21 protein-coding genes and 5 tRNA genes are annotated in these 21820 nt (G+C 61.9%); 7 read left to right on the top strand and 19 right to left on the bottom strand.

The genetic code is table 11. From position 1 onward, the window contains the following. Positions 1-210: 210 nt before the first annotated feature. From L9O85_RS13250 to pyrB, 7 genes are all read right to left on the bottom strand, one after another. Positions 211-286, bottom strand: a tRNA-Lys gene (locus tag L9O85_RS13250). A gap of 67 nt (positions 287-353) precedes the next feature. Beyond that, a tRNA-Gln gene (locus tag L9O85_RS13245) sits at positions 354-428 on the bottom strand. 78 nt (positions 429-506) lie between these two features. Further along, positions 507-583 (bottom strand) — tRNA-His (locus tag L9O85_RS13240). 27 nt (positions 584-610) lie between these two features. Further along, positions 611-687, bottom strand: a tRNA-Arg gene (locus L9O85_RS13235). 3 nt (positions 688-690) lie between these two features. Next, positions 691-764: transfer RNA gene (locus L9O85_RS13230), tRNA-Gly, on the bottom strand. Positions 765-877: 113 nt separating this feature from the next. Continuing rightward, positions 878-2212: a hemolysin family protein gene (locus L9O85_RS13225; protein WP_256183519.1), complete on the bottom strand. Its 1335-nt coding sequence runs from the start codon at positions 2210-2212 to the stop codon at positions 878-880. A 288-nt stretch (positions 2213-2500) separates the two neighbouring features. Beyond that, complete coding sequence (gene pyrB / locus L9O85_RS13220) at positions 2501-3562, bottom strand: aspartate carbamoyltransferase (RefSeq protein WP_050623345.1); 1062 nt, start codon at positions 3560-3562, stop codon at positions 2501-2503. Positions 3563-3798: 236 nt separating this feature from the next. On the opposite strand from pyrB, the gene L9O85_RS13215 reads away from it, so the two are divergent. Further along, the gene (locus L9O85_RS13215; RefSeq protein WP_050623346.1) at positions 3799-4344 is read left to right on the top strand and encodes a putative ABC transporter permease; all 546 of its coding nucleotides are present in this window, start codon (positions 3799-3801) and stop codon (positions 4342-4344) included. 77 nt (positions 4345-4421) lie between these two features. Further along, positions 4422-4586 (top strand): hypothetical protein, encoded by a 165-nt coding sequence (locus tag L9O85_RS13210; RefSeq protein WP_187120328.1) that lies wholly within the window; start codon positions 4422-4424, stop codon positions 4584-4586. A 234-nt stretch (positions 4587-4820) separates the two neighbouring features. Here the strand turns inward: L9O85_RS13210 and L9O85_RS13205 are convergent, their stop codons facing one another. The 5 genes from L9O85_RS13205 to nrdD all read right to left on the bottom strand — a co-directional run bounded on the left by L9O85_RS13205 (position 4821) and on the right by nrdD (position 11461). Then, positions 4821-6161, bottom strand: coding sequence for a butyryl-CoA:acetate CoA-transferase (locus L9O85_RS13205; RefSeq protein WP_276757283.1), 1341 nt, complete (start codon positions 6159-6161; stop codon positions 4821-4823). Positions 6162-6193: 32 nt separating this feature from the next. Then, a complete protein-coding gene (locus tag L9O85_RS13200) occupies positions 6194-8026 on the bottom strand; it encodes a DEAD/DEAH box helicase (RefSeq protein ID WP_108980421.1) in 1833 nt (610 codons plus the stop codon). A gap of 85 nt (positions 8027-8111) precedes the next feature. Continuing rightward, positions 8112-8618 carry a shikimate kinase gene (locus tag L9O85_RS13195; protein ID WP_108980422.1) on the bottom strand — a complete coding sequence of 169 codons (507 nt, stop codon included), beginning with the start codon at positions 8616-8618 and terminating at the stop codon, positions 8112-8114. A 136-nt stretch (positions 8619-8754) separates the two neighbouring features. Further along, positions 8755-9276, bottom strand: a complete 522-nt coding sequence (gene nrdG / locus L9O85_RS13190) for an anaerobic ribonucleoside-triphosphate reductase activating protein (protein ID WP_301578871.1) — start codon at positions 9274-9276, stop codon at positions 8755-8757. A gap of 58 nt (positions 9277-9334) precedes the next feature. Continuing rightward, positions 9335-11461 (bottom strand): anaerobic ribonucleoside-triphosphate reductase, encoded by a 2127-nt coding sequence (gene nrdD / locus L9O85_RS13185; protein WP_050625397.1) that lies wholly within the window; start codon positions 11459-11461, stop codon positions 9335-9337. 308 nt (positions 11462-11769) lie between these two features. Here nrdD and mnmA point away from each other — a divergent pair, with 308 nt between their 5' ends. Genes mnmA through L9O85_RS13165 form a run of 4 tightly spaced genes read left to right on the top strand, consistent with a single transcriptional unit; the run spans position 11770 to position 14528 of the window. Continuing rightward, entirely contained in the window at positions 11770-12846 is a 1077-nt protein-coding gene (gene mnmA / locus L9O85_RS13180; RefSeq protein WP_050623351.1) for a tRNA 2-thiouridine(34) synthase MnmA, read from the top strand. Further along, a complete protein-coding gene (locus tag L9O85_RS13175) occupies positions 12843-13157 on the top strand; it encodes a hypothetical protein (RefSeq protein ID WP_050623352.1) in 315 nt (104 codons plus the stop codon). Before mnmA ends, L9O85_RS13175 begins: the two co-directional genes overlap by 4 nt. 7 nt (positions 13158-13164) lie before the next feature. Beyond that, positions 13165-13731: a DUF3795 domain-containing protein gene (locus L9O85_RS13170; protein ID WP_108980424.1), complete on the top strand. Its 567-nt coding sequence runs from the start codon at positions 13165-13167 to the stop codon at positions 13729-13731. A gap of 35 nt (positions 13732-13766) precedes the next feature. After that, the gene (locus L9O85_RS13165; RefSeq protein ID WP_301578869.1) at positions 13767-14528 is read left to right on the top strand and encodes a class I SAM-dependent methyltransferase; all 762 of its coding nucleotides are present in this window, start codon (positions 13767-13769) and stop codon (positions 14526-14528) included. 385 nt (positions 14529-14913) lie between these two features. Here L9O85_RS13165 and obgE read toward each other — a convergent pair whose 3' ends face one another. The 6 genes from obgE to L9O85_RS13135 all read right to left on the bottom strand — a co-directional run bounded on the left by obgE (position 14914) and on the right by L9O85_RS13135 (position 19434). Continuing rightward, positions 14914-16194 (bottom strand): GTPase ObgE, encoded by a 1281-nt coding sequence (gene obgE, locus L9O85_RS13160; protein WP_050623356.1) that lies wholly within the window; start codon positions 16192-16194, stop codon positions 14914-14916. A 112-nt stretch (positions 16195-16306) separates the two neighbouring features. After that, positions 16307-16591, bottom strand: coding sequence for a 50S ribosomal protein L27 (gene rpmA, locus L9O85_RS13155; RefSeq protein ID WP_050623357.1), 285 nt, complete (start codon positions 16589-16591; stop codon positions 16307-16309). A gap of 3 nt (positions 16592-16594) precedes the next feature. After that, entirely contained in the window at positions 16595-16924 is a 330-nt protein-coding gene (locus L9O85_RS13150; RefSeq protein ID WP_050623358.1) for a ribosomal-processing cysteine protease Prp, read from the bottom strand. A gap of 2 nt (positions 16925-16926) precedes the next feature. After that, a complete protein-coding gene (gene rplU / locus L9O85_RS13145; protein WP_050623359.1) occupies positions 16927-17238 on the bottom strand; it encodes a 50S ribosomal protein L21 in 312 nt (103 codons plus the stop codon). 146 nt (positions 17239-17384) lie between these two features. Continuing rightward, positions 17385-18302: a DUF2156 domain-containing protein gene (locus L9O85_RS13140; protein ID WP_050623360.1), complete on the bottom strand. Its 918-nt coding sequence runs from the start codon at positions 18300-18302 to the stop codon at positions 17385-17387. A gap of 4 nt (positions 18303-18306) precedes the next feature. Continuing rightward, a complete protein-coding gene (locus L9O85_RS13135; RefSeq protein ID WP_301578867.1) occupies positions 18307-19434 on the bottom strand; it encodes a metallophosphoesterase in 1128 nt (375 codons plus the stop codon). A 298-nt stretch (positions 19435-19732) separates the two neighbouring features. Here L9O85_RS13135 and L9O85_RS13130 point away from each other — a divergent pair, with 298 nt between their 5' ends. Beyond that, positions 19733-20320, top strand: a complete 588-nt coding sequence (locus L9O85_RS13130) for a GNAT family N-acetyltransferase (protein WP_256183351.1) — start codon at positions 19733-19735, stop codon at positions 20318-20320. A gap of 561 nt (positions 20321-20881) precedes the next feature. On the opposite strand, the gene L9O85_RS13125 is transcribed toward L9O85_RS13130, so the two are convergent. Continuing rightward, entirely contained in the window at positions 20882-21757 is an 876-nt protein-coding gene (locus L9O85_RS13125) for a prephenate dehydrogenase (RefSeq protein WP_108980430.1), read from the bottom strand. Between the last annotated feature and the right edge of the window lie 63 nt (positions 21758-21820).

Genomic DNA, 21820 nt, shown 5'->3' with positions numbered 1-21820 from the left:
AGAAAAATTAGAAAAGCCTTACAGCTCAAGGGGGGAGGTGAAGTTGACAAACAGTTTCGAAGACGCACCTCAAGTCTGCGCCCCAACCCAAATCGCGACCCAGCGTAAGCGGTTGCGATCTGGAAAGGAGGAGCAAGGGAGCGGGCGGATGACGCTTTTTTGTGCGTGAGCATAAAAAAGCGCCGGAGCAAAGCGGACTTTGCTCCGGCGTGGTGACCCAGCGGAGATTCGAACTCCGGACACCCTGCTTAAAAGGCAGGTGCTCTGCCGACTGAGCTACTGGGTCATGAAATCAATCAAACGAAAAACAGGACTGCCTCCGCAACTGCCGGACCAGAAAACACAGAAAAAAGTGGCAGGGATGGCTGGACTCGAACCAGCGAGTGAGGGAGTCAAAGTCCCTTGCCTTACCACTTGGCTACACCCCTGTATCTCCGTCAGATGGGGAGAAATTGAAAAGGCAAGGACCGGAGCCGACGCTCCGGCCCTTACGCCTTGAGGTCATATGGGGTGGGTAAAGGGACTCGAACCCTCGACCCTCGGAACCACAATCCGATGCTCTAACCAACTGAGCTACACCCACCATATAACAGCGACAGCAGAGGGAAGATGGCACGCCTGAAGGGACTCGAACCCCTGGCCCACTGCTTAGAAGGCAGTTGCTCTATCCACCTGAGCTACAGGCGCATATGGAGCGGGTGATGGGAATCGAACCCACGCGACCAGCTTGGAAGGCTGGGATTCTACCATTGAACTACACCCGCATGGGCGCCTCACTCTCTGTGTCAGCTTGAAAATGATACCACATGGAAGGGCGCTTGTCAATCCCTTTTTTCGATTTCGCCCTGCGGAGGACCTCCGCAGGGCGAAACAAGGATCACTGGGGGTGGGGAGCGGCGGGCTGGGAACGGCGGACCAGCACCCACTGGATCCGGTGGTCAGCTACCTGCTCCACCTGGAGGTCCAGGCCACCCGCCTCTACATGGGGACGGCTCCCATCTTCCGGAATGGTGCGGAGGCAGCTGAGCACCATCCCGCCCACGGTGTCGTAGTCCGCGTCCTCCGGGGGATCGAATCCCAGCTCTTCCGCCAGAGTGTCAACGCTGAGGCCGCCGCTGCACCGCCAGACACCGTCCTCCAGATGCTCCAGCTCCGGGGGCTCCGCCGGGTCGAACTCATCGTAGATATTGCCTACGATCTCTTCCAACAGATCCTCCAGGCTCACGACACCGGCCAATTCGCCGTACTCGTCGATGACCACCGCCAGATGTACCTTTTTGTGCTGCATATCCCGGAAGAGGTCGTCCGCAGAGAGAGTCTCCGGCACCAGGTAGGCCGGACGCATCAGCTCCCGCACAGTGCGGTGCCGGGAAGAGGCCATATCCAGCAGAAGATCCCGGGCGTTCAGGATGCCCAAAATATCATTGAGATCGCTGCCATAGACCGGGAAGCGGGACAGCCCGGTGGCGCGGATGACGTCCAGGACCTCGCCGGGCGGGGTGTCCACCTGAATAGCGGTGACATCGCCTACCCGGGTCATGGCGTCGCTGACCGAGAGGTCGCCGAATTCAAAGACGTTCTGGAGCAGTTCCTTCTCCTCCGCATCGATGGCTCCGTTCTCGTTACCCAGGTCGATCATCATGCGGATCTCATCCTCGGTGACCTGTTCCTCCTCGTCCTCGGTCTTCATGCGGAGCAGACGGAGCACTCCATTGGTGGACAAGGAGAGAAGGGCCACCACAGGCCGGGCGATGAAGGCAAGCGTGGAGACCACCCGGCAAGAGAGACGTGCCATCTCCAGGGACTTCTGCATGGCGATGCGTTTCGGGACCAGCTCGCCGAAGATCAGAGTAAAGTAGGAGAGGATCAGAGTGATGACGACCACCGAGAAGGTATCCACCACGGAGATGGGGAGGGCGGTAAAGCCAAGATCCTCACAGATCCAGCGGACCAGATACTCGGAGAAGCTGTCCGCCGCAAAGGCGGAGCCGAGGAAACCGGCCAGCGTGATGCCGATCTGGATGGTGGAGAGGAAGCCGGCTGGCTGCTCCAGCATTTTCAGCAGCCTGGGAGCCAGCTTGTCCCCGCTCTCTTCCAACATCCGCAGCTTGTTTGCGTTGAGGGAGATCACCGCGATCTCGGTAGCCGCAAAAAAGGCATTGATCAGGATCAGGATGACCTGGACCAGCAGTTGTATGGCAATAGTTGACACGGATCGTTCCTCCTCAAAATTGGACATCAGGATGCAAAAAAGCACAGCCGGCCCTATCCTGGATAGGGCAGCTGTGCTTTTTTACAGTAATAAATCGGGTCGGGCGCAGTCGCTGTCTGTGTCCATAAACGCGGATAACTCCTTCGAGCCGGTCCGACCCCGAAGGGGAGCGGCCGGCGATCCTTTCCCGCTGAGGGGCGGGATGATAAAAAGGATAAAGGAAAGAGGGGCCTGCGTCAAGAGAAAAGAGGCGGAATTAACGGCATTTTTACAGGGAGAGATCAAATCTTAGCACAGAGCGGCGTCACAGAAGCCGCAGCAGTCCACGCCGCCGATTTTTTTGACCAGAGGCGGGAGATAGTGCTCGGTCTGGGTGATGCAGCGGGGGTTGGTACAGACGGGCTTGGTTCCGATCTCCACAGCGGGAGGAGCGTCATCCCGGGGTTGGAGGGCCAAATGCTCCAGAAGGGCCATCCGGGCAAACATCCCGTAGCGGGCCTGCTGGAAATAGACGGCCCGGGGATCGTCATCCACATCGATGGAGATCTCATCCACCCGGGGGAGGGGATGCATCACCAGCATGCTGGGCTTGGCCCGTTCCAGCTTGCGCCGGGTGAGGATATAGATTCCCTTGTTGCGCTCATACTCCAGGGGGTCTACAAACCGCTCCCGCTGGATGCGGGTCATGTAGAGGACATCCAGCTGGGGGATGACGGACTCCAGACCGGTGACCTCGGTGAACCACATATTGTTCTCACGCATGAAGACCCGCATATATTCGGGAACGGCCAGATCCCGGGGAGAGATGAGGAAAAACTTGATATCCCGGAACTTGGCCATGGCCTTGATGAGGGAGTGTACCGTGCGTCCGTTCTTCAGGTCGCCGCACAGGCCGAGAGAGAGGCCGTCTACGCCCCCCCGCAGGCGGGTGATGGTGGTCAGATCAGCCATGGTCTGGGTGGGGTGCATGTGGCCGCCGTCGCCGGCATTGACCACGGGGACGGCGGAGTAGAGGGAGGCGGCCTTGGCCGAGCCCTCCCAAGGGGTGCGCATCACCACTACATCGGCGTAGCCGGAGACCATCTTGATGGTGTCCTTCAGGGTCTCTCCCTTGGCAACGGAAGAGGAGTTAGGATCGGCGAAGCCGAACACCGTCCCGCCCAGGCGCAGCATGGCGGTCTGGAAGGAGAAGTTGGTGCGGGTGGAGGGCTCGTAAAACAGATTGCACGACACCCGGCCCTTACACACGTCCACAAATTGGGATGGGTCATCCATGATCTGGCTGGCCCGGGCATACAGGGCGTCCCACTCATGGCGGGGCAGGTCCCCAAAATCGATCAAATGACGCATCGCGCTCCACTCTCCTATCATCCGTATTCTTCGAGTAATCCTACCACAAACCGCCCTTTTCCGCAAGGCATCATGGAAAAGTCTGCCCCACTTTTTCCAAGGATGGACTCAGCTTCCGGGAAAACAGACCGCAGGCAGAAAAAGGCCCGGGACCTGGCCGTTAATGACAAAATTTGCCCGCATGAAAGCCACTCATTTTCGCTACCCTATGTAGCAGAGAAATGGAGGGCTGACCTTTGATCTGGGTTTGGAACTTTATCCTATACAGCTTTTTCGGCTTCCTGCTGGAGGTGGCCTACGCCCGGGCAACTGGAGGGCGGGGGGACCGAAAAAGCCTGCTTGTGCTCCCGCTGTGCCCGGTGTACGGCGTGGGGGCCTGCCTGATCCTGCTGCTCCCGCGGACTGTCATCCAGAATCCCTTTACGCTGTTCCTGCTGGGGGGCCTGGCGGCCACGGCGGCGGAATATGGGATGGCAATTTTGTACGAGCGGGGACTGGGCGTCTCCTTCTGGGATTATACCGGCCTGCCGGGCAGCATCCAGGGGAAGATATGCCTCCCCTTTTCCCTGGCCTGGGGGGCGCTGGCCCTCCCACTCATCTACTTCGTCCATCCAGCGGTGGCGCGGCTGACCGCCCTGATCCCGCCTGGAGTGACCTGGACGGCGGCCGCCACGGTGGCAGCGGACATGGCGGTGTCTGGGGTGCTGATGAAGGTGACTGGGAACCGGGACTGTCTGCGGTGGTATCAAAAGCGGGCGGAAAAGGCCCGGGAGGGTGGTTGACAGCCCACTGAGAAACCGGTACACTGAAGCTGACCGCGGCAAGCGGGATCGGAGCTGGAAGGACTGGAGGGCCGGAAATGGAGGCAATTTACTATACTGTGAGCAATATTAATGGAGATTATGCCGAAATGGTATCGGATGATGGGCAGAAACACTCCCTGACCATGTTTCTGCTCCCGGAGGGGACCACGGTGGGGAGCCGGCTGAAGCTGGAGAACTTTCAATGGAGCCTGTGTGGATGAACAGAGCGGTCCGCGGATGGACCACTCTGACTGCGGGAAAAGTCCTCGATTTGCTCGCCGCAGCCCTTGCTCTGCAAGGGCTAGGGGATGTGATCCCATTCCAGGCGGGCTGCCGCCCCCTCGCGCTCTCCCGTCTGATCCTGAAACATCTGCCACGGGAAAAAGGAGATTCGAAATATACAGGGCCGCGGATGCACAGCATCCGCGGCCCTGTATATTTGACGGGAAAAAGGATCACTTATTGCTCCGGCGCCAAATGTGCATTTTTTCGGCGTCGGCAATGAGCTGCTCCCGGAAGTCGGGGTGGGCGATGGAGATGATGGCCTCCGCCCGCTCCCAGGTGGACAGGCCCTTCAGATTGATCATGCCGTACTCCGTGACCACATAGTGGCCGCAGGAGCGGGGGTCGGTGCAGATGGAGCCCTGGGTCAGGGTGGGGACGATGCGGCTCTTGACAGTACCGTCCTTGCCGGTGACGGTGGAGGACATGCAGATGAAGCTTTTGCCGCCGTTGGACAGGTAGGCGCCCATGGCGAAGTCCAGCTGGCCGCCGGTGCCGGAGATGTGCTTGATGCCGGCGGACTCGGCGTTGATCTGGCCGAACAGGTCTATGTCGATGGCGTTGTTGATGGAGATGAAGTTGTCGATCTGAGCGATGACCCGCACATCGTTGGTGTAGTCTACCGGGGCACCCATCACGTCGGGGTTGCGGTCGACGTAGTCATAGAGCTTCTGGGTGCCGGCGGCGAAGGCGAAGACCTGGCGGCCCTTGTCAAGGGCCTTGTGCCGGCCGGTGATCTTGCCGGCGGCCGCCATGTCCACGAAGCCATCCACATACATCTCCGTGTGGACAGACAGGTCCTTCAGGTCGGACTGGGCGATCATGGCGCCGATGGTGTTGGGCATGCCGCCGATGCCCAGCTGGAGGCAGGCCCCGTTGGGAATCTGGGGCACCACCAGGTTGGCCACGGCCCGGTCCACGTCGGTAGGCTCGCCGCCTGCGCCCAGCTGAGCCACGGGGGGATTGTCCCCCTCCACGACATAGGTCACGTCCTGGATGTTGATCTCGGTGCCGGTGAGGCCGTACACCCAGGGCATATTCTCGTTGACCTCCACGATAATGCACTTGGCACGGGACATCAGGTCGGCCAGGTGGGAGGCCGCCAGGCCGAAGTTGAAGTTGCCATGGGCATCCATGGGGGTGGTCTGGAGCATCACCACGTCCACAGGGGCCAGATTCTCCCGGTAGAAGCGGGGCAGCTCGGAGTAGCGCATGGGACTGAAGTAGCCCATGCCCTTGGTGATGATCTTGCGGTCGATGCCGCTGCAGTGCCAGGAGTGCCAGGTGAAGTGGTCGCCGGCGTCCTCCGCCTTGGCGATCTCGGGCATCCACATGGTGACGCCGCCCCGGACCTTTACATCGGTGAGCTCATCCTTGCGGGCGGCGAGAGCCTTGTCCAGGGCAATGGGGTGGTTGGTGCACCAGGTGTAGTCCACCCAGTCGCCGGATCTGACCACCTTGACGGCCTCCTCGGCCGTGGTCAGCTTCTGCTGGTACATTGCTTGATAATCCATGAAATAACCTCCAAACTCATCTGTATTTGCGGTCAGATATCCAGGTAATAGGGCTTCATCAAGCTTTCCTGCTCGGTGGAGTCCTTGGGATGTCCGGTGGGACGGGGCGGGTCCTGGAAGGAGCGGCGGCGGTCCTGCCCGCGGCCCTGGGAGGACTTTTTATGCTTGGACGGCGCCGGCTTCCGGCTCTCCGCCTGGGGGGCGGTGTGGGCAGAGCGGCCCTTCTGGCCCTCGCTCTTCTGGCGGGGCTGAGCGGCCTGTCCAGCAGAGCGCTTTCGGGGGCGCCCGTGCTCCTCCCTGGAGGATACCGGGGAGAGAGTCAGCCGGCGGGGAGCCAGCAGACGGGCAGTGGCGTCCATGATCCGGTCTCCAGCCAGGGGGTCGGGGCGGTCGAACTCAGTGCAGGGCATGGCGCTGCCCGTCTCCAGGCGGGTGCCGGGCCGGGTCAGCTTGGGGCGGGCGGGAGCCTGAGCGGGCAGCGGGGACTCCGCCGGGGCGGCGGGCGCCTCCCCCTTGGACTTGCTCCGCCTGCGGCGGCGCTTCTTCTTCTCTCCGCCCTCCACCGTGGCCTCTGGGGACGGGGCAGAAGCCTGAGCGGACTTCTCCTGTTTCTCCTGAGCTGCGGCCTGGCGGGCGGCCTCCCGCTCCCGGCGCAGCTCACGGGCGGCGGCTCGGGCCTCGGCGTCCTCCTCATTGATAGTGCGGCCGTTCTTATCCTTTTTGGGAAGCTCGAAGACCTGCATGGGCCAGGGGTGCTCCTCCACCACGGGGATGGAGCGGTGGGTCAGCTTTTCGATCTCCCGGAGCAGAGGTTTCTCGGAGAAGTCGCAGAAGGCGATAGCCTCGCCGCCACGGCCCGCCCGTCCGGTCCGGCCGATTCGGTGGACATAGGTCTCAGGCACCTCGGGCAGATTGTAGTTGAAGACATGGGACAGCTCTTCGATGTCCAGCCCCCGGGCGGCGATGTCAGTGGCCACCAGGGCCTGGAGTTTCCCGGCCCTGAAGTCGGCCAGGGCCTGCTGGCGGGCGGTCTGGCTCTTGTTGCCGTGGATGGCGGCGGCGGTGATCCCGTACTTGCTCAGCTCCCGGGCCACCTTGTTGGCCCCGTGCTTGGTGCGGGTAAAGACCAGGGCGTTTTTCACCGCCAGCTCCTGGATCAGCTGGGCCAGCAGCCGGGTCTTATTGCCCTTGTCCACGAAGTACACCGACTGCCGGATGGCCTCCACAGGGGAGGAGACCGGGTCCACCGCCACCCGGACAGGGGAGCGGAGGAGAGAGTTGACCAGATCGGCGATCTCCGGCGGCATGGTGGCAGAGAAGAGCATGGTCTGCTTCCGGGCGGGCAGCCACTTCAGGATCTTCTTCACGTCGTGGATGAAGCCCATGTCCAGCATGCGGTCGGCCTCGTCCAGCACGAAGATCTCCAGCTGCTCCAGATGGACGAACCCCTGGTCGTGGAGGTCCATCAGCCGGCCGGGGGTGGCCACCAGGATGTCCACCCCCCGGTTGAGGGCCTCCACCTGGGGGTTCTGGCCCACACCGCCGAAGATGACAGCGTGGCGCAGGGACAGATGGCTGCCATAGGCCTGGAAGCTGTCACCGATCTGGATGGCCAGTTCCCGGGTGGGGGTGAGGATCAGGGCGCGGATGGGGCGGCCCTTCACCGGGGCGGCACTGAGCCGCTGAAGGATGGGGGCGGCAAAGGCGCAGGTCTTGCCTGTGCCGGTCTGGGCACAGCCCAGCACGTCACGCCCTTCCAGGGCAGGGGGGATGGCCTTCTCCTGAATGGGGGACGGCCGGGTGTAGCCCTGTTCCTCCAGGGCGGAGAGGATGGGGGCGATGAGCCCTAAGTCGCGAAATGTCATTCAGCTCTTCCTTTTTCATGATCCGGGCGCGGTCAGCGCCGCGCCGGGCCCCCATTTCCCCGGGGGCTGGGGCGGGCTGCCGGGATCACCGGCGGCCGTTCAGAAGGGCCAGGACCATCTGAGTGGTCTGGGCCAAGGTCTGCCCAGGAAGGCAGTCCACCGTCAAATCGGCATAGCGCTCGTAGAGGGGGGCGCGCTGGGCCAGCACGTCCGCCAGGGTCTGCCCCGGCTCCATGGCGATCCCCCTGGTGGCCAGGTTCTGGATGCGGCTGGTCAGCTCCTCCATAGGGACCCGGAGATAGACCACGGGGCCCAGCTCCTTCAGGTGGGCCATGGTCCCCTCCCGGCAGACGGCGCTGCCCCCTGGGGCGATGACGGTGCGGCGGCAGTCCACGGTGCGGATGGCCTCCTCCTCCACCTGGAGGAAGTGCTTCACCCCGAACTGGTCCAGGATGTCCTGGAGCAGCAGGCCCTCCCGCTGCTGGATCACCAGGTCGGTGTCCAGAAAGCCGTAGCCCAAGGCTTTGGCCAGAAGAACGCCCACAGTGCTCTTGCCCGAGCCGGGCATGCCGATGAGAATGATGTTGTCCAAAGCGTGATCCTACCTCTGTACAGACTGATATCCGAATTAGTTTAACACAAAAACCCGGAAAAAGGAAGGGGAAATGTACGCCCAGCAAGATAAAAACAGGAGCGGCAGCCCTGAAAGCTCAGGGCTGCCGCTGGATTCAGTCCTGGGGGCTGTCCCACCAGAGGGCCTCCCCGGCCGCCAGGGACCGGGGAACATCCAGGATACGCTGGTTGGCACTGCCACGGAAACGGAGGCGGATGTCTGTCTGCTCCAGAAGGAAGGGGCCGTCCACCAGCACATCCAGCTCATGAAGAAGTTCCCGGTCCAGCGGACCCACCCGGCCGGCGGCCAGCTCCTCGTAGAGGTAGCCGGTGTAGCACCAGATATCCCTGCCGGGGAGCTCCTGCCGCACCCGGCGTACCAGGGAGAGCACCTCCGGCTGATTCGCCGGGGCCATGGGCTCGCCCCCCAGCAGGGTCAGCCCGCGGATATAGCCGGGGCGGAGCAGATCCAGGATGGAGCGGACCTGTTCCTCCCCGAATCCCTGGCCATATTGGAAATCCCAGGTCTCCGGATTGAAGCAGCCGGGGCAGCGATGGGGGCAGCCGGACACAAAGAGGGAGACCCGGACGCCCGGTCCGTTGGCCACATCAATGGGGCGGATGTCGGCGTAGTTCATAAAAACCTCTTACTCATATGTATCTCCGCCCCGCAGGGCAGAGATACATCCTATATTTTTATAGGTGCAGCACCCGGGACTTGATCTCCTTGGTCTTGCCCACGTTCCAGTAGTTCTCTCCCAGGTAGCCGCAGGTGCGGCGGGTGACGTTCATCTTGGCCTGGTCGGTGTTGTGGCACACCGGGCACTCCCACTGCAGGTCGTCGTTGATGGTGATCTCCCCATCATAGCCGCAGCACTGGCAGTAGTCGCTCTTGGTGTTGAACTCGGCGTACTGGATGTTGTCGTAGATGAACCGGACCACCTCTTTCAGAGCCTCCAGGTTGTGGCGCATGTTGGGGATCTCCACATAGGAGATGCATCCGCCGGTGGAGATCTTCTGGAACTGGCTCTCAAAGGTGAACTTGGAGAAGGCGTCGATGTGCTCCCGCACGTCCACGTGATAGCTGTTTGTATAATAACCCTTGTCAGTTACATCTGGTATCGTCCCGAAGCGCTCCTTATCAATGCGGGCGAAGCGGTAGCACAGGGACTCGGCGGGGGTGCCGTACAGGGCAAAGCCGATGTTGGTCTCCTTCTTCCAGGTGTCGCAGGCGGAGCGCAGACGCTCCATCACCTTCAGGGAGAAGGCCTGTCCCTCAGGGGTGGTCTGGGAGCAGCCCTTCACCAGCTTGGTCACCTCGTACAGGCCGATATAGCCCAGGGAGATGGAGGAGTAGCCGCCGTAGAGCAGGGGCTCGATGGGGGCCCCCTTGGGCAGGCGGGCAATGGCGCCGTACTGCCAGTGGATGGGGCTGGAGTCGGAGCGCACGTTCTTCAGGGCGTTGTGGCGGCACATGAGGGCCTCGAAGCACAGCTGGAGCCGCTGGTCCAGCAGCTGCCAGAACTTCTCCTCATCCCCCCGGGCCAGGATGCCGATCTGGGGCAGGTTCAGGGAGACCACGCCCTGGTTGAAGCGGCCCTCAAACTTGTAGTTCCCATTCTCGTCCTTCCAGGGGGAGAGGAAGGAGCGGCAGCCCATGGGGGAGAACACGTTGCCCTCGTAGTTCTCCCGCATCTTCTTGGCGGAGATATAGTCGGGGTACATCCGCTTGGCGGAGCACTTGACGGCCAGCTCGGTAATGTAGTCATACTTGCCGCCCTTCAGGCAGTTGTGCTCGTCCAGCACGTACACCAGCTTGGGGAAAGCGGGGGTGATGTAGACCCCCTTCTCGTTCTTGATGCCCTCCAGCCGCTGGCGCAGCACCTCCTCTACGATCATGGCGTTCTCCTCCAGATAGGGGTCGCCTTCCTGAAGGTTCAGGAACAGGGTGACGAAGGGGGACTGGCCGTTGGTGGTCATCAGGGTGTTGATCTGGTACTGGATGGTCTGAACGCCGCTCTTCAGCTCGTCCTTCAGCCGGTCGGCCACCAGTCGCTCGATGGTGGCGTCGTCCACCTGACCGGCGCACTCATAGGTGATGTGCTTTCTGAACTTCTCCTTGCTGCGGCGCAGGTACTTGCCCAGGTGGCTCATATCCACGGACTGCCCGCCGTACTGGTTGGAGGCCACACAGGCGATGATCTGGGTGGTGACGGTGCAGGCCACCTGGAAGCTCTTGGGGCTCTCAATGAGCTTGCCGTTCATCACGGTGCCGTTGTCCAGCATGTCCCCGATGTTGATGAGGCAGCAGTTGAAGATGGGCTGGATGAAATAGTCCGCGTCGTGGAAGTGGATGGCTCCCTCGTCGTGGGCCTTGGAGATGTACTCGGGCAGCAGGATGCGCCGGGTCAGGTCCCGGCTCACCTCGCCGGCGATGTAGTCCCGCTGGGTAGCAGCGATCATGGTGTTCTTGTTGGAGTTCTCCTCCGCCAGCTCCTTGTTCTCGTTGCGCAGCAGGGAGAGGATGGACTCGTCGGTGGTGTTCTGCTTACGGACCAGGGCGCGGGTATAGCGGTAGATGATGTAGGTCTTGGCCAGCAGGAACTTATTCTCCGCTACCAGGGCCTGCTCCACCATGTCCTGGATGTCCTCCACCAACAGGCGCTGGCGCCTGCGGGCCTCGATGCTGTCGATGATGGAGTCGATGCGCGCCTCCTGGATGCGGTCCTCCTCCGGGACCTCGGCGTTGGCCTTTTGGATGGCGAGCTTGATCTTGCTGCGGTCGTAGTCCACGATGGTCCCGTCCCGCTTGATGACTTTGATGGCGCTCATGGCGTACTCCTCTCCCTTGAATCCTTTGTAAGTGGGTGAGCGGGGGCCGGGGCCGCCCGCATAAAACTCTGCCGGGCCCTGATTATACCATAAGCGGCATGTGGTGTCCACTATATCTTGTGGATGATTTTTTTAAAAACAAAAAAAGACCACAAAATCTGTTTTGCCAGGGAAAGGGCGGAAAATCGGGGGGTGCGGGAGTTTTCCGCCGGCGGGAGGTTGCCCCGGCGGGAAAAACGTGATATACTGGACTCAAATTTTCAGCGTTTTGACGATTTTCATCTGGGAAGGAGAGACCCATGGGAGAGCGGATCGCAGTGGCGATGAGCGGAGGAGTGGACAGCTCGGTGGCGGCATGGCTGCTCCAGCGGGAGGGGCATGAGCTGATGGGGGTGACCCTGAGGCTGTTCGACCGGGAGACGCCGGAAGGGACATGCGGCGCCAGTGACGACCTGGCGGACGCTCGGGCGGTGGCGGAGCGGCTGGGGATGCCCCACCAGGTGCTGGACTGCCGGACCTGCTTCCGGGAGCGGGTGATCCGCCCCTTCGCGGCGGCCTATGAGGCGGGCTGCACCCCTAACCCCTGCGTGGACTGCAACCGGGGGATCAAGTTCGGGGAGCTGCTCCGCAGGTCCCTGGAGCTGGGGGCGGAGGCGGTGGCCACCGGCCACTATGTGCGCATGGAGCGGGACGGCGCCACTGGCCGCTGTCTGCTGAAAAAGGCCCTCCACCCGGAGAAGGACCAGAGCTACGTGTTGTACAGCCTGACCCAGGAGCAGCTGTCCCGCAGCCGATTCCCCCTGGGGGGGCTGTCCAAGGAGGAGATCCGGGCCATTGCCGCACGGCAGGGCTTCGGCAACGCGGAGAAGAAGGAGAGCCAGGATATCTGCTTCATCCCAGACGGGGATTATGCCGCTTTCCTCCGCCGGTACATGGGGAGGGAGTACCCTCCGGGGCCCTTCCTGGATCAGAACGGCAGGCGTCTGGGTACCCATGAGGGGATCGTCTCCTATACGGTGGGCCAGCGCAGGGGACTGGGGATCTCCTCGGAGGGGCGGCTGTATGTGAAGGAGCTGCGGCCGGAGGACAATGCGGTGGTCCTGTCGGACAACGCCGCCCTGTTCACCCGCGTCCTGACAGCGGACCGGCTGAACCTGATCCCCACAGACAGCCTCAGTGCGCCTATCCGGGCCAAGGCCCGTATCCGCTACCGCCAGCAGGAGCAGCCCTGCACCATTGAGCAGACGGGACCGGACACCGTGCGCGTGGAGTTCGACCAGCCCCAGCGGGCGGTCACCCCGGGCCAGGCAGTGGTCTTTTACGACGGCGACCTAGTGATCGGCGGGGCCACCATTCAGAAAGGAAGAGAGTCATGAGCAAAAAGCGCAGCCAGAGAAAGAATTCCAACTACAATTACCGCCCCGGCCAGAAGGCGGGAGAGGACCCCCAGGCGCTCCAGGAGAACAGCCGGACCAAGAAATTCAGCCCCGCGGCCCGGAATCTGCTGTTCGTGGACCTGATCTTCCTGGCGGTGTGCCAAATGATGGAGTCCGGCGGCCTGCTGGACGACGTGCTCTCTGCGTGGCTCACCCTGGTGGGCCTGATCCTGCTGCTGGTGGCGGTGGGCATCCAATTCCAGTTCTGGCGGGGCCCCAAGTCCAAGATCCCCAAGGGGCCCAGGAGCTGAACGGCCTATGAAGCGGGAGTATCGGAGGAGTGAGCCGCTCTTCTCCCAGTGCGGGCTCAACTGCGGCCTGTGCCCCATGTACCACATCCGTGAGGAGTCCCACTGTCCGGGCTGCGGCGGGCCGGGACGGCCATCCTGCCCCATACTCCGGTGTGCCGGTGAGCACGGCGGGGTGGAGTTCTGCTCCCTGTGTCCGGACTGGCCCTGCCAGCGGTATGTCCAGGAGCAGGCCGACTCCTTCATCCCCCACCGGAACGCCCGCAGGGACCTGGAGACGGTGAAGCGGGTGGGCCTGGAGCACTACCGGGAGACGCTGGGCAAGAAGATGGAGGGGCTGCGCTTCCTGCTGGAGCGGTGCAATGACGGACGGCGGAAGTCGCTGTTCTGCACCGCTGTCAACCTGCTGGAGCTGGAGGATGTGGAGGCGGTCATAGCCAGGCTGGAGGAGGAGTTCGGCCCAGAGTATCCCCCGGAGGAGCAGAAGGACCGGGGGAGCCGGGCGGCTGAGCTGTTCCGGGAGCGGGCGCAGACCAGGGGGGTCTCCCTGAAGCTGGAGCGGCAGCGGAAGCCCTGAACTGGAAAGAACGTGGAAAAGGTGGAGAAAGACCGATGAATATTCAGTGGGAAGCGGGAAAGTACACAGAAAACTTTGATTTTGTCCACCGATACGGTGAGAGCGTGCTGGAGCTGGTGGAGGCGGAAGCAGGAGGCCTGGTGGTGGATCTGGGGTGCGGCAACGGGGCCCTGACCCAGAAGCTGGCGGACCGAGGATACCGGGTGCTGGGGGTGGACGACTCCGCCGAGATGGTGGCCGAGGCCCGGGCCCTTCATCCCGGACTGCCCTTCCAAAAGGGGGATGCGGTCACCTTCCAGCTGGAGGAGAAGGCAGACGTCATTTTTTCTAATGCTGTGCTCCACTGGATCGACGGGAGCCGGCAGCAGGCCCTGGCCCGCAACGTGGCCGCCCAGCTGAAGCCGGGCGGGCAGTTTATCTTTGAATTCGGCGGGAAGGGCTGCGCGGAGCGGGTCCACTCGTCGCTGGAGCGGCAGTTCGCGCGGAGGGGGCTGGCCTATCCCAGGACCTTCTACTTCCCTACTATCGGGGAGTACGCCCCCATTTTGGAGCGGGCGGGCTTCCGGGTGGAATACGCGGTGCTGTTTGACCGGCCCACAGAGCAGAAGACGGGGGACGGCCTGGCCGACTGGGTCCGCATGTTCGTCAAAAAACCCTTTGAGGGGTTGGAGCCTGCCCTGGGGGATGAGATCCTCCGGGCGGCGGTGGAGGAGCTGCGGCCTGCCCTGTTCCGCGACGGGAAGTGGTTTGTGGACTACGTCCGCATCCGCATGAAGGCAAGGAAGACGGCCGGATGACCAAGCTGGCCGGGGGCACCGGTGTGCGGTGCACACGGAGACGTGGTGCGGAGGGGAGAGCCAAAGCAGTAGATGATTATGCCTTCATACAAAGTACCGCATATGTTCTTTCATTATTTGCTGGATCATTTTTAAGATGGGAGAGAGTGGGTATTTACTTCAAAGAAAGAATTTAATTTGACATTTAAGTCTTACCACTTCTAACATCTTAATATCTGCTCGTTTCCTTCTCTAGGCCCATAGATTTGCTGACTGCGCGACCTCCAGAACGAAAAACAGAAGGGTATGCCATCTGAGGCATACCCTTCTGCGTTCTCGTAAAGATGTGTGTGGGAGGAACCTATAAGGGGACAAAGAAAGAGGAGACCGAGAAAGCTGGCGGCGGTTATCTCTGGTACTCGAACTCCAGGTCATACAGGGAGACGATATCTCCGTCCTGGATGCCCATCTCCTCCAGTTTGTCGAACAGACCGGACTGGCGCAGCTTCTGGTCAAACCAGTTGCGGGACTCGAAATCCCCAAAGTTGACGCTGGCAATGAGCTGCTGGAGCCAAGGGGCCTCCACCACCCAGGTGTCGTCGAACTTCTCGATGGACACGCTGCCGTTGGTGTCCACCTCGGGGGGACGCTCCACGTAGGTGGGCTCGTAGACCACCACAGGGGGCAGCTGCTGGAGCTCCTGGGCAGCCCGCTTCACCAGCTCCCGGGTGCCCTGGTGGGCGGCGGCGGAGATCTCGAAGAGCTCCATGCCCTGGGACTCCACATGGGCGCGCAGCCGGTCCAGCAGGGCGGGGTCCTCCATGATGTCCACCTTGTTGGCGGCCACGATCATTTTCCGGCCGGCCAGCTCGGGGGAGTACTGCTTCAGCTCGGCATTGATGGCCTCGAAGTCCTCCACCGGGTCCCGGCCCTCGGAGCCGGACACATCCACCACGTGGATCAGCAGCCGGCAGCGGTCCACATGGCGCAGAAAGTCGTGGCCCAGGCCGGCACCGTCGGCGGCGCCCTCGATGATACCGGGGATATCGGCCATGACGAAGGAGACCCCCTCCTCCACATAAACCACCCCCAGATTGGGGAACAGGGTGGTGAAGTGGTAGTTGGCGATCTTGGGCTGGGCCCGGCTGACCACGCTGAGCAGGGTGGACTTGCCCACGTTGGGAAAGCCCACCAGCCCCACGTCGGCCAGCAGCTTCAGCTCCAGCACAACCTCCCGGCTCTCACCGGGCAGGCCGGGCTTGGCGAAGCGGGGGACCTGGCGGGTGGGGGTGGCAAAGTGCTGGTTGCCCCATCCGCCCCGGCCGCCCCGGCACAGGATAAAGGGGGTCTCGTCAGACATATCCCGGATGATCTCGCCGGTGGCGGCATCCCGGATGACGGTGCCCCGGGGCACCTGGAGGAGCAGGTCCTCCCCGTCCCTGCCGGTGCGGCGGTTGCCGCCCCCGGGGGCGCCGTTGCCCGCCACGTATTTCCGCTTATAGCGGAAGTCCATCAGGGTGGACATGTGATCGTCCACGGTGACCACCACGTTGCCCCCCCGGCCGCCGTCGCCGCCGTCCGGGCCGCCGGCGGCCACATATTTTTCCCGGTGGAAGGAGACCACGCCGTTTCCGCCGCTGCCGGAGCGGACGGTGATCTTCGCGGTGTCTACAAAGGGTGCTGCCATAACAGGCACCTCCTTTTCAGGGTTGGAAGTGACGCCGGACGGGGCCCGGCGGCGGAATGAGAAAAAGAAAGCCGCAAACGCCATCCGTTTGCGGCTTTTTTCAGCAGCTCAATTACTGAGCGATCTCCACGATGGAGACCTGCTTGCGGTCCTTGCCCAGACGCTCAAACTTCACCTTGCCGGACTTCAGGGCGAACAGGGTGTCATCGCTGCCCTTGCCCACGTTGACGCCGGGGTGGATGTGCGTGCCGCGCTGGCGGACCAGGATATTGCCGGCCAGCACGAACTGACCGTCGGCGCGCTTGACACCCAGGCGCTTGGCCTCGGAATCACGGCCGTTGCGGGTGGAACCCACGCCCTTTTTATGGGCGAAAAACTGCAGACCGATTTTCAGCATGTCTTACACCTCCAAGACGATAATGTGATCGGGGTACTCCTCATGCAGCTGGGCGAAGTGGACCATGAGAGCGGTCATCAGCGTCTGACAGGTGCTCTCGGCGGTCTGACCCAGCTTGGCGGGGAGCTTCAGGGAGAGATAGGCGTCCTTCTGCCGGACCTTGACGGCGGCCTCCAGCCCCAGCACGTCGTTGACGGCGCACTCGGCCAGACGGACCGCGCTGGTGACGGCGGCGCAGACGATATCCTCCCCCTCCGGGGCGTATCCGCTGTGGCCCTGCACTTCAAAGCTCACGATGCGGCTGCCCTCGGTATGAAAGGTCACGGTGGTCATGATCAGGCCTGGATGGCGCCGATCTGCACCTTGGTGTAGGGCTGACGATGGCCCTGACGCTTGCGATAGCCCTTCTTGGGATTGTACTTGAAGATCCGGACCTTCTTGCCCTTGCCGTTCTTCACCACAGTGGCGGCCACGGAAGCGCCCTCCACTACGGGAGCGCCGAAGGTAGCCTTGTCGCCGTCCAGGATGGCCAGGACCTTGTCGAAGGTGATGGCCTGTCCGGCCTCGGCCTCCAGCTTCTCGATGAACAGGGTATCGCCCTCGGTCACCTTGTACTGCTTACCGCCGGTCTCAATAATAGCGTGCATGTATGATTCAACTCCTTCATAACGGGCTCGCTGTCGGGGGCAGGGAGGCTGGCTCCCATTTTGTGGCCCATTCAAAGCGGCTCTGATAGTTTATCAATAGGACTTTGATTTGTCAAGGGGACGGGGAGTTTTTTTGGAAAATTATTTTAGGGACGGGCACCGGGAAGGGCCAGCACCGGGTCGGGCACAGTCACCACATACTTCTCCAGCAGGGCCACCGGATGGTAGGACAGCTTGGAGGTGCGCAGTCCCGGGTCGCCCACGTCGTCCTCACGGTTCAGGAAGGAGACCCCCTCCCCGGCATAGGCCTGGGCAAACTGGCTGACCAGCATCTGATAGGCACCAAAGATCTCCCGGTCCGCCTTCTCGATGTGGATGAACAGGGTGTCCCCCAGCACTTCTCCCAGAGAGAAGCCGGCCAGACGGTCCTCCACCATCAGCAGGCCGCCCTTCATGTCGTAGAGGTCCAGGTTGTTCAGGACCTCCTTGGTTTTGTTCAGGTCCTCCAGATAGGAGACGGAGTCCTTCTCGTGCTCCTGGACATAGCGGTCCAGAAGGGCGAGGATCATGGGCAGGTCCTCAGGCACGATAGGGCGGAAGGTCCAGGTCCCGTAGGTCTTGTGGAAGCGGTTGACGTGATTGCGCTGACCGCTGAGTTTTTTGCCCCGGAAAAACTTCAGGTCCTCGCTGCGGTAGAGATAGTCAAAGGTGTCCCGGTCCGCCTGGGCGGTGCTTCCAGGGAAAAAGTGGAGCATTCGGTCAAGCTCGTCCTTGGGGACGGGGACAAAACGCAGGGGCAGCTTGTTCTGCAGACAGTATTCGGCGATCTGCCGGAACTGCTCCAGCCTGCCCCCTCCCAAGGGAAGGGTAAAGGTGGGACCTACGCCAGGATAGTCCACCTTAAAATAGAGAGAGTTGTCCCACAGAGCGTATTCGGTGCGGTACATGTCCCGCCAGATGAAAACGGTGCCCGGTGTGGTGTCACACAGGCGGCTGCCGCTGTAAGCAAAATAGGGGCGCAGCCGGGGCAGGTCCTCCAGCTGCAGGGGTCGGAAATCCAGCATACGATCAAGTTCCTTTTGTTTCTCTTTTTGTCTCGTCATTCAGGCGGCCCTGGTACCAGCCGGTGACGCCGTTTTTCTTTACCAGGGTGCCCATCTCTCCGGTGCGGGCCACGATGGAAAGGCAGTCCCCCGGCACGACGGGCAGAAGGTAGTCAGTGGAGTCCTCGCACCGGAGCCCCTCCGGGCTGTCATAAAGATAGCTGGTGAGGATGGGGAGCACCCGTCCAGTCTCCAGATGGCGGCACAGAGATAACTCCGGTCCCCGCTCCAGCACCTCGACCCGGTTGCGGCCCCAGCGGATGTTCAGGGAATCCTCCGAAGGCGCCTGTGGGTCCAGGGCGCGGGCCGTGGGCAGCCCGTCGTAGGCGGTCCAGCTGAAGTCTGGAGAGGACTCCTCCGGGATGATAAGGGCGTTGAGCTGACCGTCCAGCTTGAGGACGCAGCCGCCGTCGATGGAGATGATGTGCCGTGCGCGGTCGATGATGGGGGCAGCGGAGGGGATGCGGGGGTCATACAGGGTGACGGGCCAGTGGCCCACCACCACATACTTGCCGGTGTGGGCAAAGGAGTGGTCCTGGCCCCAGTAGTCGTCGTTTTTCATGCAGTGCCAGGCGTCCAGCTCCTCCATGCGGTCCAGGGAGGGGACTCCGCCGTGGACAAAGACCAGGTGTTCGCTCTCCAGGATGGTGGGCAGGGAACGCAGCCAGTCCCAGACCCAGGGGAAGGTCCGGCGCAGGCACTCCCGCAGGCGGGGCAGGTCGTCCCAGCGGTCAAAGCCGGCTTCCCTGGCCATCTGGCGCAGGATACTCTCCGGGTGGGCGGGAAGATAGACCCGGAAAAAGCCTTGGTCCCACAGGTCATCTTCAAAGAAACGGAGGACCAGCCCATCACAGTTGCCGCAGACAGGGAGAATGGTGTGGTCCTGGGACAACTCCAGGATATCCCGCAGCAGGCCCAGACTGTCCGGCCCTTTCTCTAGGATGTCCCCTACCAGCACCAGAATATCACGGGACGAGAAAGCAGCTTTTTCCAGCAGACCGCGGAAAAAAGCGCGGTTGCCGTGGATGTCGCTGACCGCCAGGATGCGTCTGCTGGGGGCCAGGGCGGGGTGGACAACAGTGGCGAGGGCCATGAGGCGTGCTCCTTTCCGGGAGGGTGTGGGGACGGGAATGGGCCCGGTCCTGATGCTCTAACCTTTATCATAACACAGAAGCTGTGACAGAATCAAGCCAAAGGGGAGAGAAAAACCTATCGTTTTGCGGGGAGTTTTTAGCAGGAAGGGGAAAGAGGAGGGGGTCAGAATGGCAGGGGGGCGCATTCCCCGGCGGCGAGGTGGGCGGGCCATCTTGCAGGGGCCGCCTCCGATATGGTAGAATGACCTGACCGGAACAAAATGAGCCAACAGGAAAACAGAAGGGGAGCGGAGCGCAATGAATACACCGGAGCTGGAGACGGAGCGGCTGCGCCTGCGGCGGTTCACAGCGGAGGACGCAGCGGCCATACTGGCCATTTTTGGAGACGTGGAGGCCAATACCTTCCTCCCGTGGTTCCCCCTGAAGTCGCTGGAGGAGGCGAGGCAGCTCTTTGAAAGGCAGTACCAGCCGGTCTACCGGGCAGAGCGGGGATACCAATACGCGATCTGCCTCAAGGAGGACGACATCCCCATCGGCTACGTCAAGGTGGACCTGGACGAGAGCCACGACCTGGGCTATGGGCTGCGCCATGAGTTTTGGCATCGGGGCATCGCTGCGGAGGCAGCCCGGGCCCTGGTAGAGCAGGTGAGGCGGGACGGGCTGCCTTATCTCACAGCCACTCACGATGTGAACAACCCCAACAGCGGAGCGGTGATGAAAAAGTTGGGAATGGTCTATCAATACTCCTATGAGGAGCAGTGGCAGCCTAAGGACATCCCGGTGCTGTTCCGGCTCTACCAGATGGATCTGGACGGGAATAGCGGCAGGCCATACCTCCGATACTGGGAGCAATCCCGGGTCCATATGGTGGAGCAGGGCATATAGCCGGGCAGGGATTCTCTGTTTACAGAAAGTTCACAGGGATGACATGATTTCGCCTTAATTTCTGGGTATGATAACACCGTACCCAGAAGAAAACTCCCATTTCTCCCTCTCCTTTTACAACACACACAGGTCTGACACCCCGGTCCCATGGACCGGGGTGTCAGACTGTTCCGGTACAGGATGGGGCTATTTACAGAAAATTCACATTGCGGACATGATTTAGCAGTACTTCTCCGTTAAGATAAGACCGTACCCAGTTTTCATAGGATACCTCCCATTTCTCCCTCTCTTTACAACACACACAGGTGCAGCGCCCCGGTCTCAAGGCTGGGGCGCTGTGCTGTCCGGAGAGACGCGTGCTGTTTACAGAAAGTTCATAGGCAGGTCATGATTTCGACGTATTTCTTCGGTAGGATATCACTGTACCCAAGATCACAAAGAATTCTCCCATTTCTCCCTCTCCTTTACAACACACACAAGCAGAGAGCCCCGGCCTAACGGCCGGGGCTCTCTGCTGTCATTTGTGGGGAAAGAGATTCCCCCAGGCTCTCTGCCTGCTGGTCATGCGCCCCGGCCGGTGGCCCCCCGTTCTGCCTCCAGCTGGTTCATCTTCCGCTTCCGGGCGGCGGAGAAGGCCAGCTTGTCCGCCAGCTGACGGGTGTCCCCGGACTGGATGACCTGGCGGTAGAGGCGAAGGTTGTCCTCCAACGTCTCCAGCGCCTGGGTCAGGGCGGGAGCGTTCAGGGAGAAGAGCTGGGTCCACAGGGGGACGTCCAGGGCGGCCACCCGGGTGCAGCCCCGGAAGGAGTCCCCCTCGAAGCCCTGGTAGGCGAACAGGCTGGGGTCGTCGCACACCGAGACGGCGATGATGTGCATCATCTGGCTGGTATAGGCGATGATGGCATCGTGCTGCTCCGGGGTGGTGCGCACCACATCGGCACAGCCCAGGTGCCTGGCCACCCGCTCCATCAGCGCAAGATGCTCCGGCTGGGTCCCCTCGTCCGGGGTGAGGATGTAGTGGGCCCCCTGGAACATGTTGGGCAGGGCGTGCTGAATGCCGGAAAATTCAGTGCCTGCCATGGGGTGCCCTCCTAGAAAGGATACACTGGAGGGCAGGGTCCGGGCGGCATCCACGATGGCGCCCTTCACGCCGCATACATCAGTGACCAGGCTGCCGGGGCGGAAGTGGTCCCGATGCTCAGAGAGGAACTCCTGGATGCCCCGGGGATGCATGCAGAGGAACACCAGATCCGCCTGGGCCAGGGCCTCCCGGGGGTCCTCGCAGACCTGATCCACAATTCCCTGCTCCAGGGCGTAGCGAAGGGTGGGCTGGCTCACATCCACCCCCACCCGCTTAAAATCTTCAAACTCTTTCAGCCCCATAGCGATGGAGCCGCCGATCAGGCCCAGGCCGATGACCGCGATCTGTCTGCTCATAAACGATCTCCTCGATTCCAAAGTGCGTCTGTGGGAACGATAGCACTGTACCACGGTTTGGGG

Source organism: Lawsonibacter asaccharolyticus (genome assembly GCF_022453915.1).
Taxonomy (GTDB): domain Bacteria; phylum Bacillota; class Clostridia; order Oscillospirales; family Oscillospiraceae; genus Lawsonibacter; species Lawsonibacter asaccharolyticus.
Note: the sequence above shows the minus strand (reverse complement) of the source record. Positions and strands in the feature narration are given on the sequence as shown.

What these genes read in the sequence shown, in the direction of transcription:
- pyrB (WP_050623345.1), bottom strand. Translation starts at nt 3,562, where the DNA reads ATGCGTCATTTGATCGATTTTGGGGACCTGCCCCGCCATGAGTGGGAC.
- L9O85_RS13200 (WP_108980421.1), bottom strand. Translation starts at nt 8,026, where the DNA reads ATGACATTTCGCGACTTAGGGCTCATCGCCCCCATCCTCTCCGCCCTG.
- rpmA (WP_050623357.1), bottom strand. Translation starts at nt 16,591, where the DNA reads ATGCTGAAAATCGGTCTGCAGTTTTTCGCCCATAAAAAGGGCGTGGGT.
- nrdG (WP_301578871.1), bottom strand. Translation starts at nt 9,276, where the DNA reads ATGAACTACGCCGACATCCGCCCCATTGATGTGGCCAACGGACCGGGC.
- L9O85_RS13205 (WP_276757283.1), bottom strand. Translation starts at nt 6,161, where the DNA reads ATGGATTATCAAGCAATGTACCAGCAGAAGCTGACCACGGCCGAGGAG.
- mnmA (WP_050623351.1), top strand. Translation starts at nt 11,770, where the DNA reads ATGGGAGAGCGGATCGCAGTGGCGATGAGCGGAGGAGTGGACAGCTCG.
- rplU (WP_050623359.1), bottom strand. Translation starts at nt 17,238, where the DNA reads ATGCACGCTATTATTGAGACCGGCGGTAAGCAGTACAAGGTGACCGAG.
- L9O85_RS13130 (WP_256183351.1), top strand. Translation starts at nt 19,733, where the DNA reads ATGAATACACCGGAGCTGGAGACGGAGCGGCTGCGCCTGCGGCGGTTC.
- L9O85_RS13170 (WP_108980424.1), top strand. Translation starts at nt 13,165, where the DNA reads ATGAAGCGGGAGTATCGGAGGAGTGAGCCGCTCTTCTCCCAGTGCGGG.
- L9O85_RS13150 (WP_050623358.1), bottom strand. Translation starts at nt 16,924, where the DNA reads ATGACCACCGTGACCTTTCATACCGAGGGCAGCCGCATCGTGAGCTTT.
- L9O85_RS13175 (WP_050623352.1), top strand. Translation starts at nt 12,843, where the DNA reads ATGAGCAAAAAGCGCAGCCAGAGAAAGAATTCCAACTACAATTACCGC.
- L9O85_RS13125 (WP_108980430.1), bottom strand. Translation starts at nt 21,757, where the DNA reads ATGAGCAGACAGATCGCGGTCATCGGCCTGGGCCTGATCGGCGGCTCC.
- obgE (WP_050623356.1), bottom strand. Translation starts at nt 16,194, where the DNA reads ATGGCAGCACCCTTTGTAGACACCGCGAAGATCACCGTCCGCTCCGGC.
- L9O85_RS13165 (WP_301578869.1), top strand. Translation starts at nt 13,767, where the DNA reads ATGAATATTCAGTGGGAAGCGGGAAAGTACACAGAAAACTTTGATTTT.
- L9O85_RS13210 (WP_187120328.1), top strand. Translation starts at nt 4,422, where the DNA reads ATGGAGGCAATTTACTATACTGTGAGCAATATTAATGGAGATTATGCC.
- L9O85_RS13135 (WP_301578867.1), bottom strand. Translation starts at nt 19,434, where the DNA reads ATGGCCCTCGCCACTGTTGTCCACCCCGCCCTGGCCCCCAGCAGACGC.
- L9O85_RS13140 (WP_050623360.1), bottom strand. Translation starts at nt 18,302, where the DNA reads ATGCTGGATTTCCGACCCCTGCAGCTGGAGGACCTGCCCCGGCTGCGC.